The 16,492-nt window shown below is 42.9% G+C and carries 18 protein-coding genes; 5 read left to right on the plus strand and 13 right to left on the minus strand.

Features of this window, described 5'->3' with window-relative positions:
* Positions 1-63: 63 nt before the first annotated feature.
* From PV783_RS24735 to PV783_RS24755, 5 genes are all read right to left on the minus strand, one after another.
* Positions 64-315 carry a hypothetical protein gene (locus PV783_RS24735; RefSeq protein WP_420989962.1) on the minus strand — a complete coding sequence of 84 codons (252 nt, stop codon included), beginning with the start codon at positions 313-315 and terminating at the stop codon, positions 64-66.
* Positions 312-509 (minus strand): hypothetical protein, encoded by a 198-nt coding sequence (locus PV783_RS24740; RefSeq protein WP_420989963.1) that lies wholly within the window; start codon positions 507-509, stop codon positions 312-314. The genes PV783_RS24735 and PV783_RS24740 overlap by 4 nt, the downstream gene beginning before the upstream one ends.
* A gap of 75 nt (positions 510-584) precedes the next feature.
* On the minus strand, positions 585-2,432 hold the full coding sequence (locus PV783_RS24745; protein ID WP_420989964.1) for a ParB/RepB/Spo0J family partition protein: 1,848 nt from the start codon (positions 2,430-2,432) through the stop codon (positions 585-587).
* A 105-nt stretch (positions 2,433-2,537) separates the two neighbouring features.
* Positions 2,538-3,071: an antirestriction protein ArdA gene (locus tag PV783_RS24750; protein WP_420989965.1), complete on the minus strand. Its 534-nt coding sequence runs from the start codon at positions 3,069-3,071 to the stop codon at positions 2,538-2,540.
* A gap of 70 nt (positions 3,072-3,141) precedes the next feature.
* A complete protein-coding gene (locus tag PV783_RS24755; protein WP_420989966.1) occupies positions 3,142-3,594 on the minus strand; it encodes a hypothetical protein in 453 nt (150 codons plus the stop codon).
* Positions 3,595-4,241: 647 nt separating this feature from the next.
* Here PV783_RS24755 and PV783_RS24760 point away from each other — a divergent pair.
* The 4 genes from PV783_RS24760 to PV783_RS24775 all read left to right on the plus strand — a co-directional run bounded on the left by PV783_RS24760 (position 4,242) and on the right by PV783_RS24775 (position 7,729).
* Positions 4,242-4,673, plus strand: a complete 432-nt coding sequence (locus PV783_RS24760) for a hypothetical protein (RefSeq protein ID WP_420989967.1) — start codon at positions 4,242-4,244, stop codon at positions 4,671-4,673.
* A gap of 65 nt (positions 4,674-4,738) precedes the next feature.
* The gene (locus tag PV783_RS24765) at positions 4,739-5,017 is read left to right on the plus strand and encodes a hypothetical protein (protein ID WP_420989968.1); all 279 of its coding nucleotides are present in this window, start codon (positions 4,739-4,741) and stop codon (positions 5,015-5,017) included.
* Between the two features lie 515 nt (positions 5,018-5,532).
* Complete coding sequence (locus tag PV783_RS24770; protein ID WP_420989969.1) at positions 5,533-6,681, plus strand: hypothetical protein; 1,149 nt, start codon at positions 5,533-5,535, stop codon at positions 6,679-6,681.
* 172 nt (positions 6,682-6,853) lie between these two features.
* Positions 6,854-7,729 (plus strand): hypothetical protein, encoded by an 876-nt coding sequence (locus tag PV783_RS24775; RefSeq protein WP_420989970.1) that lies wholly within the window; start codon positions 6,854-6,856, stop codon positions 7,727-7,729.
* A 102-nt stretch (positions 7,730-7,831) separates the two neighbouring features.
* On the opposite strand, the gene PV783_RS24780 is transcribed toward PV783_RS24775, so the two are convergent.
* Positions 7,832-8,506 carry a hypothetical protein gene (locus tag PV783_RS24780; protein ID WP_420989971.1) on the minus strand — a complete coding sequence of 225 codons (675 nt, stop codon included), beginning with the start codon at positions 8,504-8,506 and terminating at the stop codon, positions 7,832-7,834.
* Between the two features lie 110 nt (positions 8,507-8,616).
* Positions 8,617-8,844 carry a helix-turn-helix domain-containing protein gene (locus tag PV783_RS24785; protein ID WP_420989972.1) on the minus strand — a complete coding sequence of 76 codons (228 nt, stop codon included), beginning with the start codon at positions 8,842-8,844 and terminating at the stop codon, positions 8,617-8,619.
* A 263-nt stretch (positions 8,845-9,107) separates the two neighbouring features.
* Between PV783_RS24785 and PV783_RS24790 the strand changes: the two genes are divergently transcribed.
* On the plus strand, positions 9,108-9,458 hold the full coding sequence (locus PV783_RS24790; RefSeq protein WP_420989973.1) for a hypothetical protein: 351 nt from the start codon (positions 9,108-9,110) through the stop codon (positions 9,456-9,458).
* 48 nt (positions 9,459-9,506) lie between these two features.
* Here the strand turns inward: PV783_RS24790 and PV783_RS24795 are convergent, their stop codons facing one another.
* From PV783_RS24795 to PV783_RS24820, 6 genes are all read right to left on the minus strand, one after another.
* Positions 9,507-9,749 (minus strand): hypothetical protein, encoded by a 243-nt coding sequence (locus PV783_RS24795; protein WP_420989974.1) that lies wholly within the window; start codon positions 9,747-9,749, stop codon positions 9,507-9,509.
* Positions 9,750-9,913: 164 nt separating this feature from the next.
* Positions 9,914-12,553, minus strand: a complete 2,640-nt coding sequence (locus PV783_RS24800; protein WP_420989975.1) for an outer membrane beta-barrel protein — start codon at positions 12,551-12,553, stop codon at positions 9,914-9,916.
* 724 nt (positions 12,554-13,277) lie between these two features.
* Positions 13,278-13,481 (minus strand): DUF2683 family protein, encoded by a 204-nt coding sequence (locus PV783_RS24805; protein ID WP_420989976.1) that lies wholly within the window; start codon positions 13,479-13,481, stop codon positions 13,278-13,280.
* A 148-nt stretch (positions 13,482-13,629) separates the two neighbouring features.
* Complete coding sequence (locus PV783_RS24810) at positions 13,630-13,956, minus strand: hypothetical protein (protein ID WP_420989977.1); 327 nt, start codon at positions 13,954-13,956, stop codon at positions 13,630-13,632.
* A 270-nt stretch (positions 13,957-14,226) separates the two neighbouring features.
* Entirely contained in the window at positions 14,227-15,045 is an 819-nt protein-coding gene (locus PV783_RS24815; protein ID WP_420989978.1) for a competence protein CoiA, read from the minus strand.
* Position 15,046: 1 nt separating this feature from the next.
* Positions 15,047-15,649 carry a DUF4304 domain-containing protein gene (locus PV783_RS24820; protein ID WP_420989979.1) on the minus strand — a complete coding sequence of 201 codons (603 nt, stop codon included), beginning with the start codon at positions 15,647-15,649 and terminating at the stop codon, positions 15,047-15,049.
* Between the last annotated feature and the right edge of the window lie 843 nt (positions 15,650-16,492).

The raw sequence follows: 16,492 nt of genomic DNA on the forward strand, positions 1-16,492 counted from the left end.
GAAGCGCCATCCGCAGCCCCAGGTAAGGGGCTGTGGATGGCGGTTTTTTACATAAAATCCCGTCTACCCCGATGGGCTGATGTACCAATCGATCAACAGGAAGAATAAACCCAGTACAATCAGCAGCCGATAGAGCCATGTCCAAAACCATTCTATCACCCGGACAATTAAGAATTGCCAAAACGGTAATGGGCGCTTGGCTTTGATATTTACCATCCGGTCATAATGTCTTTTGCCGGACAAGAAAAACAGGATCAGACCCAAAATGATAGAAGTTATGGCAATGGTGTGAACGCTTGGTGTGTATGAATTCATGATGTTAAGTTTTGAAGGTTCTTTAAATCCAGCAGTTTACGATACAGGTCAGTCCAGTACTCCTGCCGCTGATGGTCGGAATCAGAAAAAGCGGGATCATCGTGCCGATATTCTTTATATAGCGCTGCCTGATGGATCGCCTGATCTAAATCGCTTATTTCAATGATATTGTTATGGATGTCTGTGATTTGCATAAACAGCATTTTAAAGCTTATTTAATGAAGAAAAAGCGGCACCCATAGGGTGCCTTAATTTTGTACCTAGCCGCATTAGGCCGCTTCTTTCCGCTCAGAGGCAGCTCCCATTGTTTTGATCCGATCTTCTATGTTCTTCAAGCGGGGTTTAAGTTTCTTCAGGCGTGTTTTCGCTATTTTGGCCTGTTGTTTTTCTATCTCCTGTACGCTGATCCCGGATTTATCGGCTAAGTGGTACAGTGCAATTCCGTTTACGTTGGTAGGAATTTTACTTTCCCCATTTCCGGCGAGGGCCAAACGAATCATCCAACAGTATTCGCTTTCGGTTAGCGAGGCCAGTTTTCGGTAAATCCTTTCAGGGTCAGTGATATGGGTCAGGTTTTCATCGACCAACAGGCTATTATTGACCCTTGAACGAGATTCATAGTTTAAAGACTGGTAGACCAGTAACCTAGCCGCGGTAAGATCGGCTGCATTGGCTACTACAGTAAGGGCCGGACCGTCCAGTGTATCACTTAACTTTTGATGCACGGCCTGCTGCACTTTATCCCGGTCGATCTGTATGGACCTTTCTTCCCGGTGCTGCAATCGCAGTAATTCCCCCTGTAACAGTTCGGGAGTAGCGGTTCCCTGTTTAATCGCTTCCTGTACCTGTTTGGCGGTAGCCTGCTTCGGGCTGTTCTCCCGGCTTCGCTTTTCAGGGCTAAAAAACACAGTTTTGACGCCGTGATAACTAAAGTATAAGCCTTTCAACACCTCACCGTTAATCCTTTCGTTGTAGCTGGCTAAATCTTCGTCATATTCCTGCAGGGCAAGTTCATAGCCTTCTTCGTCAAAGGTTTCGTTCTCCCCTTCTTCGTCTCCGTCTGTATAGTCCTCCTTATCCGGTGCTGTAGGTTGGGTTATCACTGTCACATCATAGTAGGCGTATTGTGGTAAACCGGCGGTTTGTTCTAAGGAATCAATGATGATCTTATTTTCTTCTGACAGGCTGCCGCTAAATACAATCCCATCGGGAACTACGTTTTCCAACGCCTGCAAAACTTCTTTTTGGGATTGTGCCAAACATTTATCGTGATAACAGGCTTTATTGGTGCAGATGGCCTCTGCTGCCATTTCGGGAAAAAGAGTGCTTAGTGTGGCAGAATTAAAGGGGCAGCTGCTACAAGCACCGGCGCAGGGGAGTAATTGTGTATCCTGCACATCAAAGGGGGCATCATTCAGGTCATATTTGTAACGGCCAATGACATAGCGGAAACTACCGATGCTAAAATTCTCGTTGTTCCAATCCTGACAATGACGCTCAAATATTTCTGCCTGTGAACTTGGCGCAAGACCGGCAATTTCCATCGCTTCGGAAAGGGTCAGTTTCCCTGCAAAAAATATTTCCTGCATTTGGGTGATCAGCTGCGATAGTTTGATGCGGGAATAAACAAAGGCTTTTGATTTGGATAAACGTTCTGCAATCTGCACAATGGTCTTTCCATCCCGCTGCATTTTTCCAATACGGTTGGCCTCATCCATTGGATGCGGGTTCTCTCGCTGTAAGTTTTCCGCCATGCGTATTTCTTCAGCCTGTTCATCGGTGTAATTTGTAATCACCGCGGGGATCATTTCTAAAGCTGCGATGCGCGCAGCCCGGATACGCCGCTCTCCTACCACCAGTTCATAGCGTCCTTTGGACATGGGCCTAACGGTCACCGGTGAGATCATGCCATGCAGGCTTATATCTGCTGCCAGTTCATCCAGTGCTGCCGGAGAAAAATAGATGCGGTAATTATCCGGGCTGAGATCCACCTGTGACAGGGGAATACTCTTCTGTTCCGCCACGGCCGACTCGTTTTGCGAAATAACTTGCGGCTGCTGTTCTGCCTGTTGCCGAGTACTTTTATTTGCTGATGTTTTTTTTATGGTCGTTTTCATGATATATTGTTTTATGTAGCAGCCCTTTCGGGCTGCTTTGGGTTTAAAAATCATTATTGTCCCCGTTGAGATTTCAATATGAGGAAGGAGGAATTAAGCAGGAGGCTATCTATAGAATACATATCCGTCATGTATCCAGTAACCATCACAAAAGAGGTCGTTTGCATATTTTTCATAGTCGAAATATTGCAAAGCGAATTCCGGCAGGTTATAACAATCTTCTATAATTTCTCTTGCATAGTCTTCCTCACTGTCATATTTACCTATGTAAGCATCCTGAAACGATTGGATCAGGTCTGCGATTTCACCGCTGGAAAAATCCCGGCTTTCATGATCCAGCCAGATATAAAATGCGGTCTGGTCATCCTCGCTTAACTCAATGATGGCATCTCTGATTTCAAAAAATTCTTTTTTCAGACCACATTCACTAACTAGGTTTTCGGGGATATGCTCATAATCCTGAAACATATATTCAGGGTCATGCTCATCTTTATGCAGTTCGGCGCAGGCCTCATAAAATTCCTCTATGCTGGCGTAGTCGCTTAAATTCAGCCACTTGCCGAACAGGGAGCCATTATTATATTTCGCGTAGGTTCCGACATATATAGCTGCTTGATAGATATCAATTTGATTTGCCATGATGCTAAGGTTAAAAGGTTATAAATTCAGGGGTTAATAGCCCCCATTCAGGGGGGCCAAAGGATTAGGTTTAGGCTGCAAGCGGATACGGCCAGTTGATTTCATTTTCGAGTTTATCAATGGCGGCTTTGTACTTGGCTTTAAGGCTTTCGTGACATTCAAAAATATAGGGGCCACTTTTGGCAGTAATTTTACGGCCTTTGCTGTCTACAATGGTGATCGAACAGGTTGCAAAAACTTCGGAGTCAATGTCTGCCCCCTCTTTCAGGTCAAATTCAAACTCGCAGTATTCCTCATACTTGGCTTTAAGGTTGGCTAAGGTTTGAACCTTTTGGTGCAGGGTTTCAATGGCTTCCTTTCGTTTTTCAAAGGGGATCACTGTACCACTTTTATGCGTTTCGGTTTGGGATTCTACGCCGGTGGTCCTTTGGGCATCGCTGGCGGTTACTACGGTTAAAGTGGATTTTGCGTTTTGTTCGCTTGTTGCCGGTGCAGCCGCTGCTGCCTGTTGTAACTTTTTCATGCTTTTTAAATTTTAATTGTGATTAATTTTTTGCCTTTCTTTCTTTTTTGCCCCGCCTCTTATTTTTTGGCTAGTGGGAAAAGACAAATAAGGTGTTAGGGAAGTGGGCAAATAAGGCGCTGGTAAGTCCCGAAGGGTGGCATTCAGCGCTTCGCTGAATGCCATTAAGAAGCGGCGTTTTGCCCGCTTACCGTACCTTCATTTGTCCTTTTATCCACGCCAAAAAATAAGAGGTGGGGTAAAACCTCCTGCCAGCTTGCTGGCAGCTATAGGAAGATGTTTGAGGAAAGAAGATTTTAAGTCACTACAAACAGTGAATCAGCAGGTAATTTTGGAGGAGATCATTCCTAAAAAATGAATTGGGGTGTTCATCAAAAATGTGGGGGGCCATACAGCCAGGACATCGTAAGCATTCAGATGAGACAAAGCGGCGCAAAAAGAAAAAACCGTGGAAGCTGTTCTATGGTAACTGATGATCAGGACAGGAAAAGTTCTATTTCACGCGATTCTTCCAACCTGTCAAATCCTACTAAAAAACTTGTCCAAATCAGCTTATTTAGTCTTTACTTATCGAGCAAAATTTATTGTTCTACGCAGCACCGTTAAACCAATAGAGCGCTTAATTTTAAATACAAAATGCAGAGAGAATGCTATACCAACTAAAAGCAACGATTGATCATGTTGAATTTGTGGCCCTGGTCTGCACCCGACATGCTGACCTCTATGATTTGCCAGATGAACCGGCGGATAAAAACCTCTTGATGTACTACCAGCAATTAAAGGAGCAGATCGCCAGACACCGCAAAAAAGGGCTTGCAGCAGAATATACTTACCCCTGGCCGTTGCTTAGTATCGGCTTTGACCACTTTAAAGCAGACAGTCTTTTTTCCAAATGGAAGCGGCAAAAGTGGATGGCCTTTAGTGAGGACAGCTGCAGTTTGATTGGTTCACCGTTGGAACGCAAAACAGTTCCGCCAGGTCAAAATCTATATAAAGGATTACATTTTGTGAGGAGAATTGGGATTCATCCCCTGCTAATGATCAAGCTCCAGCCATCTGGTCCCTTTAGCAAAAATTAAACAGAAGTATCTCTTTGATTTCACCGTTCTTAATTTCATCTGTATGGATACAAAGCCGGTTTTCTATGCGTAATATTTCAGCTACGTTTAATTTGGATGGGCTGCCTACAAAAGTCAGTTTGCGTAAAAAACCCCGTCAACGGCGATTTCTAGTGATCATCAATAAGGAAATAAGTGAGTATGGTATCTCTGATGAAACCAATGAGGTAGAATACCTGGAGGGAGCAGTACTGAATCCCTACCTGTATGAGAAGGTTTGCCTACTGATCTGGCAATACTTCCCAAAATGCAGGGCGATCGTTAAGCTTGGTCATGATGATTATGAGGATTATGATGATTATTGAACCAGCAAATGGTTAGGCAAAAGTTACAGTAGGGTATTCATAGCTCAAGGGCTATAACCGAAAAACATTGATTTGATTAAAAACGTCTGTTTTTTAGTATCCCGAGCTTTACAGGATTTCTAGCTTTCTAAACCCTGAAGCTGGGCTGTAATTCATGCGTACATCAGCTACATACTTCTCACCTGTTCGTAGATCCAGCATAGGGAATTCTTGCCATTGGAGGGGAAATTTGTATTCCCACGAGCGGCGCCATTCCACTTCCGATTCCCACCAACTATCACACATCCTGGTCTTTTCATGTGCCTAATCGTGTACGCCTACGATCCCACATTTGCAATGAGAGGGTGCCCGCATCCCCGGCAGAACCCTTTCAGCCCCCGCTGGGCCGTTAAAAGTTCATCATTAATTAAGGCAATGTGCATATTTTTTTATAAATATAGTTTACCTCCCGCTTCTATGTTTGTATTATTTAAATATTTCTGGGGGCGATAGTCCATTTACGCAACAATTTTGTAATGAAAAAAGTTATATTTACTAGAAACGAAATCATGAACTTCTCTTATGAAGAACTATACTTTATGTATGGTCAATACGATACTTTAATCACCATTACTTTTCATTACAATTCGGAAGCATACAAAATTTTTGGCGGCACATTGATGGGCGATATCATCTATACTGAAGAAGAACGTAAAGAACTGGAAAAATTATTGAAAGAACAACCGGTGCCACGTAGTGATAGGAAAATTCGTTTGATGCCTTCACCTGTCGTAAAAATAACAAAGGCGCAGTTTGAACAGGCGGAAAGATATGGATTTCAATGCAGTGATATCTACGAAATCTGGTCTTATAATCAACCAAGAAATAATAATTTTATAGCCAAAGAGAAAAAAGAAATTCAGAATACCTTCACAGTTAACATAAACTCGAATCCCTTCGAACTTAACAAGCTTTCGTACGGTTTTCTTTCATCCCAGTTTAAAAGGGATTCTCCGCTATCACCAGAACAAAAATACCAGTTTCTTGGATTGGCCAGGTTTTTTGGGGAGGATATAGCGGTTGATCCTTTGAAATCATTATGTGATAATGAAAGCGCGATACGTTATTATGAACTCCAGGCGAAATACAGGGATCTTACTTTAGAAGGCGACGAAATCAAGGAGTTTGGAGGCTTAATAGCTGATCGTTATTGGAAAAAGGAGGAATTGATTAAAGCGGAAATAGAACGATCAGGTACTAAACTTAAAGCTGTTGCTGAAAAGTATGGTGATGAACTCAGAAACCTAAAAACGGCGGCCCACAGATTTGAGGAACAGATAATCCTGTTCGGCCAAAAGCTTGTTTATCTGGATCTGGAACGATTTCTACACATATATGCAAGGCATGTAGCTGAAACACAGGTAGGTGAAGCCTTTGATGGAAAGACTGTTTTTCAGTATAAGTATGATGACATCATCAGAATTATCACTGCGGTGGTAGAGTCTGAGTCCGAAGCAATCCAGGATCATTTTCGTACCAACCCTGAAAAGCCATTTATTCGGATGGGTAGAAGGAGTGTTTATTATCAGGGCCACTATTACCGGGTTGAGATTGAAGCCAGTGGAAGGTTATTGTCATTTCATCCATATAACAATAATGAAGACCGCGATGCTGACGACAAATAATTAGTAGTTCATTTCATCTTCTTCCGCTGTATAATATTAATGGCAAATTGAAAGTATATAAAGGGCAGAAGTCAGCTGAACCTAATTTTGGAGAAGCCCTTCGGGTGACCTGATTACTAAATTCGGTCTTAACTATGTTAGTATAATAGAATTATTTGATAAAGAAAATGTTATGGCTCACTATCAGTTACCTCCGCTTAAAGAAGAGAAACGATTTGAAGAATTTGTCTGCGATCTTTTCAATGCCGTCGAAAAGACAGAATCTTTTGTTCGTACCGACTATCAGACGTTTGGTGTTAAGGGACAAAAACAAAAAGGGATAGATATCTATTCAGGAAAGACATATACGGCTATCCAATGTAAGGTGAAGGACATTAGAGGAAGAGAAGAGGATATCCGCCAGACACTAAAGAACGATATCGTCAACGACTTATCCCTTGCCAGCATGTTACATGTGACCGTTAAACGATTCATATTTGCGTCTACATTTCGCGACGATGCTCATTTGCAGGAATTTGTGAACATTGTAAAGGCTGAAAGGGAGCTGTCATATGAGATCTATTATTGGGGATGGGATACACTATCCCGATATGCCGAAGGACAACCATCAATCTTAAAGAAGTACTTTGCAACAGTTACGGAGCACGACAAGAAGACTGAATTGGAACCTTCGTTTATGCTCAGAATCACTTCAGGAAAGCAACTCGTCGAAATTATAAGTTCAGTTGATGCTTACCGGTTTGACCATGACGACATCGCAACTGAAGACGAAGGAAATTTATTGGGAGTATTTTTTGAGAATCTGGAGGATTACGGAGATCTAATGGGTATGGGAGAATTCAGCTTTTCAAGAAAGATGGAATTGGGAATTACTTTCAGTGGATATTTGAAAGATTTGGAAGAGTTAGGTTTTTTTGTTTTCGGCGAGCGTAAGAAGGAGCCTATGCCGAGTGAGGATAACAGGGATGTAGGGTATTGGGATGTTGCGGAAATTCACATATTGAGAAAAACCAATCCGGGTATATTGAATTATGGTGAATCAAAGTGAAGGGATCTGATGGGAATGTTGGATGGGGTTTTGTCGAAGCGGAACAGTAATCAGTCAAATTAGCTGCTTTGACGGCCTTAATGGAGAACAATAACGAGGTTCTCATTTCAGATATTCTGGTGGTACATCAAATTCTTTTGGATCAATGCCAAAGGACCGTCCATGATCAACCAGTGCCTTGATCTGACTTTTTTTTTGCTCAACGAGTATTCCAACGATCTGTTTTAAATTATCCACTGGTTCCCCTAGTGGATCGAAGGACGCGGAGTGCCCAAAAACTTTGATGTAGATCTCATTTATAACACGCTGAATAACCAAAATCAGTTCATTTGCATCTGCAAAACTAAGTTTATTCTTATACAAGAAATGTTTTTTATCCGTATGACTGTAGAGTTTATCACGTTGCTCAAGCAGATTCTGGATTTGCTCTTTTAGATCTTTTAGACTGTCCTCCCACTTGGTTATAGTTTCATTGTCAATTCCAGGAATCATTTCATACTCCTGCCCCTGTTTAAATTTGCTTATAAAAGTAGTAAGGTTGTAGTAATCATCTTTATTCGGATTGGGTTTGAGCAGCTTTGAGAGTTCAATAACATAAATGCGCCAATTCAATTCAGCGGTGTATTTGAGAAATTGGTGATTTCTAATGATCTCGATTTCCAGCCCTTCGCTTGTTCTGTACAGGTAATCCATTATTCTAAATGAGGATTGGGCACGAAGCATAATAGCGTTGATCTCCTTTGTGTGGTCTTTTAATTTAGAAAGCACATTTTTCATAATGTTAGTTTATAGATCCGATTGGGTGCCTATCGATCAAGTGTAAATTTATACCAAAATTCAATACTTGGGAATCGATGGATGTCAGACTGACGGGCTGGAACAGGTCTCTACTTTGAACCTGATTTTGTTGATATGATCAATTCACGCATATCAACGTCCAGGGCTTGGGCTATGAGGAAAAGCATGATCAAGGGTGGCTGGACTGAATGGTTGCAGTAACGGGTAATGCTATTCACAGAAATGCCCAGCTTGGCAGCAAGCTCCTTTTGCGAAACGTCCTGTTCCGCCAATACAGCTTTAATGCGATTTAATTTATAAACCCTGGCTCTGGTCATTGAGAATAACGAAATTTTTATCCGGAAGTTTTGCTGTTCCTTCGGACCAAAATAACAAATTATTCAAAATCAACGCAGTATATGTAGTGAAACATACATAATATGTATTAAAACATACACTATATGTATTATTTCAGTATCTTCAAGCGGAAAAATATACAGAATGGATCAACGTAGTACCATCAGTCCGGCAATGTGTATATAAGTAAATACCTAGCCAACATAAAATTTAACCCATGCAGGAGAATCAAAACCCATGGTCTATGCTCGATACAGACCTCTATAGTCATGAAGACATCGCAGCTTTTTTTGGTCATACCCAAACTGCTGCAAAGCATCTATTTGATTTACGTCAAAAGATAAAGGCCAAACGTTTTCCAACAGATCATTTAGACCAGAGTCTACTATGGCTGCACGACGTTCAGCATTTACTGCTTATGGCAGGCAACAAAAAAAAGATAGCAGAGGGGAAAGAGCGTTCTGCAGGAAGGGAGGACGAAATGGTAGCACTTCCATTACCGGAAATGAAAAGGCAGGGAAAATATTTAAGAAAGATCAGGTTAAACTTCTTGTCTGGTATCAGGTGGTTCAAATTCCTCAAAGCAATATTTTAAAAAGCTCACCTCGTTTGAGTAATTGTAATACCCTTATCCTGACTGCATTTAGCAATGCTGGTTTGTTGAGGTAGAAATAATGCGGTGGCCATTAATGGTGTGCAGCTGGTGAAAGATTTCCGCGATGCGCTCATCGCTCTGATGATCATAGGCGCCCAGCTTTAGCAGTTTTTCTTTTACTGCAGCATGTATCTCCGGGAGGCTGATCTGCTCACTATTTCCGGCAGCCCAGTGCTGGATAACGTTACCAACCAAAATCTCTAAATGTTGATCACTTAGCTGTTTACTCATTTTTCAAAGTTTGGGGCTGCATCGGATCAGCGGGATACCCGATCCTTTAGCAGCAAAAATAAATAGTTTTAAAACTGCCCTGCCTAGAAAGACCGGGCGACCATTTTCAACCGTGATGATACACTATCTCAAAAAACTTAAACCTGGCTGCCACTGCAAATCTTCTATTTAAAATACCGGGTCAGGCTGCACATGAAATACTGAGGCTGGGAATTGCTCAGCGTTCTTTCAATAAACACGGGGCTGATGATGGCCGTCTGTGCTTTACTTTCATTCAGCAGATCAAAGCCATAACATTTAAGGAGCCAATTTCTCTCTTTGGACAGCAGCTTACTGATCCAGCCGTTGATCAAGGTTGCGTTCCCCGGAACACCTGTATTTTTTGTGTACATGCCGGCAGATCCAATCTGAATTCCCGCGGGTAAGAAAAACACGGCTTTGAGAAATATCCGTTGATCTGTGAAATGCGTATACCTATTGGTCTGCGCAGCATATTTGTTACCACGGTAGTTGATTTGAGCATTGGCGCCGAGTTCAAATAAACTTTTGTAGTTCCATGAAAAAGAAATGTCCTGGTTTAGAAAGACGCTATGGTTCATATTTTGTAATCCGTCAATCAGGGAAATGCTGCGCCTGAAATCTCCGAAAGCGCGATAACCGATGGTGATGCCTGCTTTCTGGAGCCTTTTTCCGAAGTTAAGTGTTGGGGAAAAAGCCCGGGTACCATTTACGTTGATTGGCCTGGAGATCTGCTTGCCGGAGGAATCGCTGAACACTGATGTAGAAATACCGTTGTACTCCAGGGTGGCAAAGCCCCCGATGGAGAAGGAAGTGCCGGTGGTGCTGCTGTAATTGTAGTCCAGGGAGATCCTGCGGCTATATCCCGGTTTCAGGTCGGGGTTTCCCAACTGTACCTGCAAAGGGTTCTGCACAGAAATCACCGGGGTTAGCTGCTCAGTAACGGGCAACAGTGGCGAGGCAGACAGGTCTGCACGCAGCGCAGAATATGGACTGATTTTCCAGCTGATACCCAGCACCGGCGACAGGTAATTGTATTGCTGACTGATGTTGAAATCTGCAGCGTCGCCGGAACTTTTGAAATCATTCATGCCCAGGGTGGCTCCAAGTGAGACATTGAGCTTGCCGATATGATAACCCACTGCTGCATGTAGCAGATGGGCCAGGGAAGTATTTTCAAATAGGTAGCTGAGCAGCGTATCCGTCAGCTCATAACGTTTTACCGGGTCATTATAGTTCTGGGCAAGCTGCTCATTGCGGATCTGCCCAGTGGTAAGATTATATACGAGCTGGAATTCAAAACGCTTGCCTAATGGTTTAAAGAGCTGGCTACTGAGCATTAGGTTATGGTTTCTGACTTGGGGCCGGATGCGCTGGTTGATGGTATCTCCTACCTGCTCAACCGGCGCCAGGTTGAGGGAATAATTGTACTGGTCTGAATGATGGTGGTCAAAATCATAATTGATGGCCAGTCGCAGCATTCCTGTTGATGTAAACTGGTGGGTATACTCGCTGAAAAGGAAAATCCGGTTATCCTGCTGATAATCGCTATTGGAAAAATTTCCGTAGGAGATCGTATCCAGATGGTTTCGTGCTCTGGTGATATAAGTATTATTCTCTGCAGTATTTGACCGGGTTAAAAAGAGATCGCTCCGAAGTGTGAATTTATTTTTATCGTTGAAGTCGCAGGAAAAATTTGCGCCCAGCATATTCGCCTGCAGCTGATTTTTCTTTAGGCTGATGCGGTTGTAATCATAGCTGCTGCCGTTCAGGAAGTTCTCCCGCTGCTGCTCCTGTTGCAGGTTCCCATCCCGATCCATATGGTTAAGAGTGAAATTGAATTTGGACTTTTTCCCAGCATCAAAGCCAGCGCTGAGGGCAATCTTTCCATCGCGCGTTGCGCCGGGAAAACGCATGTTCATGTCCATACTTTCATCACTGGAAGAAACCGGGGTCATGCTGCTGACATTGGCGAATGTGGCCACGCCAATCAGCTGGCTGTGCTCACGGAACCGGGCAGCAGTAGCTGATGCCTTATAACTGTCGTGGCTGCCATACCCCGCGCCGATCTCGCCAGTGGCCCCTCGTTTGCTTTCCTTCTTTATGGTGATGTTGATCATCTTTTGAGCAGAGGGGCCATGAATACCGCTCGTTTGCTTTTTACTGATGACCTGGATCTTATCCACGATACCGGCCAGCAGTAAGCGGGAGATCGTCTTTGGATCGGCATTGCCGTCCGGAGCGTTCTGGAAGGCAGGGCGCCCGTCAATATACAACTCAGAGATGGGGATACCCTGAAAATAAAAGTTTCCATCTACATCGATGGTCAGGCCGGGCACCTTTTGAAACAGGTTTAAAAGGGATGCTTTTTCTGCTGCGTGAAAATACGAGGCATTAAATTCCAAGGTATCTCCGCGCATCCGGACCATCGGTGGAGCAGCTTTTACCTCCACCTGGGAAAGATCCAGCGGAGCCGGCGCCAGTGTAATAGAATCCAGCTGCAGGCTGGCCGTACCTTGGGATATTTTAAGGGCTATTGTTTTAGGATCAAAGCCTAAAAAGGATACTGTCAAGCGATATTCACCAGCCGGGGGCATGGTAAAGAGAAAGTTGCCACTGGCATCAGTGGCAGTTTTAAAGACAATAGAACCAGCCTGACCAGAGAGCAGCAGTCCGGCCTGGTTCAGGGGCAGACGGGTAACCTTGTGGGTTACGGTACCAGAAATCTGGGACAGGGCCGGACATACGAAGCCCAGCAGCAGTGCTGATGAAAATACAAATCGCATTAACGAAGGTGTTGCGTAAACGGTACAACTCCGCTACGGGCATAGCGAAGCGACAACCTTAAACAGGATCAAGTGATAGAGATCAACGAATTGGACTTTGGATAGATGGGCGGCATATGTAACCAGGCTACAACCGCAAGGCTGCGCCATTTCAAAAAAGGAACCATAGTTTTATTTTTTAGTACAGCAAAATGATCTTGCGATCATTCTTAAAACAGATAAGGGGAGCTTTCGGGTAATGCGGGTGAAAAAGAAATCAGGCAATCTATGGATTTGCAGCAGGGAATCAGGTGGTTTACGAGGGTTGTTTATTTTCTGGGACACATGAATGCCGTGCTGCGTTATAGAGTTGAGTGGGGCATCCTTCATACCAGAGCGTATCCGTTTCAGCCTCCAGATGGGGGAAGTTTTCAATAGATAGAATATTCTAGACTATCATCGGCTCCTGCCTGTTGTCCCAAAAATACTTTAGGTAAATCCTATCCCCTCTGATTTCGTATACTACCGATGTATGCCTGGTGATTAGGCCAGTCCTAATAGATTCATCAAGTTCTACGTTCTACTGCCTTATAAGAATTGGGGAATTCGCTAATCGTACGCAAGGTTCTTAGTAGCTTTATTCTAAAAGTCTGAGCAGCCTTTTTACCAAAATTTTCTTCGATAAAATGGTAAACCAACCTCGCAGTATCTTCGGCGTACTCAGAAAAAACAATCTCAAAGGCCACTATATACCCAGCAAATCTTCAATGGTAGTGAATTTCTTAACACGCCCTTCTGCGATCTGCTGGTTAGAAATCCGAATACCATCAATTACGTGCTTAGGAAGTTCCTCGTCTTTTTTTTCTTCAAAAGGCATATTTAGCGCTTTCAGAATCGTTTTCAAGGTTTTTAGCTGCTCTTTTGCCGGGTGTACTACAATGGTTACCATATTACTATCTCATTTACGCATTACAAATATAAACAATCTGTATGCCGATTGGTAAAAAGAAAGAAATAAAAAAATGCTGCAAGGCATGATGCTAAGTCACAATGGATGAATTACCTAGTGCGAGGGATATGCCCGGAAATAAAAATTATTAATGGAAATTGAATTTAAGAATGATCCAATCATAGTCGATCAGATGGGCAAGGTCGTGTGTTAAAGGATTATAGGGATCTGATTGAAGGTACTTCCCTTCAGGCGTATCAACGACCCGGACTTCTTGTCCGACTTCCCAATCGGACAATCCATAATTCCAGAGCCATGTTTCTATGGTATGCCCTTTTTCTAAAAGCCGGATGGCTTCATCTTTAGTTATTCTGACGGCTCTATCTATTCCCGTATTGGTAAGCTCATGAAGGGCATAGTGCGTGACCTCGTTGTTGTGGTTCTTCCAAACCCCGCTAATTCTAAAATGTAACATATGCTCAGCGTTGCGTACGATATTTTCCAGTAGAAATACACATCTAAGGAAGAAAAGTACCAATCCGGCAGGCACACGGCTGCGCTATAGACTAGAAAAGATAAATCCCGATGCCAGATCAAACGGTCTGGCATCCGCGGGTCAAGCTTTTTAAAAAGTGGGGCGTCCTGTCCAATAGGCCTATCAGGATAGCCAGGTCAAGCTTCTGGAAGGCGAATACTATTACTTTCGTTGGGCTAAAAAAAGTACCATTTCCAAAGGCAGCAACGATCAGAACGGTCTGCTTTTCCCATAACCCGGACGCATTCCAAATCTTTTCATTTCCAAATCCTGATGCTGCAATGCGAGTCGTAGTAATTCCTCTTGTCGTTGCGATGCTTGCAGAGCATTAATTAAATTACTCATAAGGTTACTCACCCGAACAGGCCATTCTCCATTAGTTGTATGCTTTATGAAGGCCTTACGTGATATCTTTGCAACTACAGCAGATTTTCCAATCGAAGCAGGAAACAAGCAGTACAGAGGTTCTCTCAAACCTAACAGGTCTTCTAATGGTTCCTGGCCTTTAAAATCAAAAATAACGGGAACCTGACTGTTGAGCCATGCTTGGGGAAAACAGTCCTCTGGAGATTTCACATGGAATATTCCCTTTTGCTCGGTATATTGAAAGTAATCATGACCTTTAACAAAACGCCGATAATCATACTTGAGGCGTGTACCGTCAACAACCCAAACCATATTTTTATAAAAGGTCTCACGTGCTATACGCTCCTGAGGGTTAAGGTGCGAGTGCTGAAATTCGATCACCAGACCATGTTCGGTTTGAACATCAGCGATGTGCTTTTGGCCGGTTTGCGCATCCGGTAAAAAAACTTCCTGCCAGCCCAGGGGGAAATTATTTTTCCAGGCACGGTGCCATTCTGTCTCGGCTTCCCACCATTTGTCACATGCTATACTCCTGCTATGCGCCCAATGATGAATTCTTTGTGCCCCACATTTTGCGATGACAGGCTGCATGCATCCGGGACATATTCCTTTTAATCCAGGTTCCGCCTCAACTCGTAAATTATCAATTAAAGCAAAGCGCATATCAATGTATTTTCTCCAGCACATTTATGTGGAGTTTAGTGTCCACTTCAAATGGTGTTCCTTTTGAACTGTTGATGAATTCTTCAATGTAAGCTGGCAATTCTTCACTTTTACCGAGTTTTAGCAGCGTAGTCAGATAAACATACTTCTTAAATAAGGTAGTACCCCCATAATCACTACTCTTCCACATATCAATCAATCCACTATCGGAAATACGCATTTGAATTGCAGGAATCGCAAGGTCCTTCAGTTTCCTTATCACATCAAAAATGACATCTTCATCTGTATCATTCTGATTTAACTCCCACCAATGATCCGTATGGCCTGGCATTAAAGAGCCAATGCGACATTGCCAATGCGAAGATTCCATATCTGGATTTTGTGCTGAATCATCCTCATCAATACAGCGCCTTAAGGCCCCAGAACTTACGCCAACATTAATCGTAAACCTGACATATTCTTTAGTGGAACTCCGACTTTTCTGAAAGCCTATTAAACCCCAATTTTTGCCTTGCGATAAATAGAAGACAGTACCTTTCTTGTTATAGCCATAGCCTTTCAATAAAGAATTAGCTGCTGTAATTACTGTTTTATAGTTATCCATTGTATACCGGTGATTGTAAAAAAATAAATAGCTACAGGATATTCCAATAATAGGGGGATTTTACCGAGCTAAATAGTACCTCATCTATTTTCTTAATATCAACATTTCTGCATTCCTGTACCTTACCTGGGCATTTCGGCGAAAGCGGTTCTTCCCCAATTTTGGTGGTCAGTCGATTTTTCTATTTCCCCTTCCTTCGAGAAAGATCTTTATTAAGTTCGAAAAAGCATATTTTAGAGCCAGATGAAGTTGACGTTTTATTCCACCACCAAAATTGGGGAAGAACCCGAAAGCGTCCCCCTTATTTCGGGAAAAAGTGGCCACCAGATTGGCTTTCGGCTGTGGTAAATAATGCCCCTTCCCATTGAACAAAATACCAAAATCCGATCAACCCATCTGGTTGCCCGTTAAAAAATCCTAAATCCTGACCTATTCCGCATTAGGGCCGTTTTCAAAGAGAACAGATCTCTCTTGCTGCTTCAAATGGCGATCTACATACAACGGCTTTAAATAATGCGTTTTAAAGGGCTCAAATGCTATCATAGCCATTGGAGTTCGACTGGTAGCAAATCTTCTTTTCTGAAGGCTTTATTTCAAGTCAAATTGAAAATAGCATATCTATAAGTTGAAGGAAAAAGTTGATTTGAAGGGTCAAACGGCCACTTTGCTCCGAAACAGGGTGATCAGCATAAAGCGAAATGCGCTGTCACGATAAACGCGGAATTACTGGCCAGATTTACCGAAATATCCACCTTTAGATCATCACCCAACCGATTTGGCCAAAGTCCATAAATCACAAAATGAGGCCGGTATTTATCAGAGTTGGGCAATTTAATTAGCATT

This window comes from Chitinophaga sp. CC14, assembly GCF_048957795.1.
Taxonomy (GTDB): Bacteria; Bacteroidota; Bacteroidia; order Chitinophagales; family Chitinophagaceae; genus Chitinophaga; species Chitinophaga ginsengisegetis.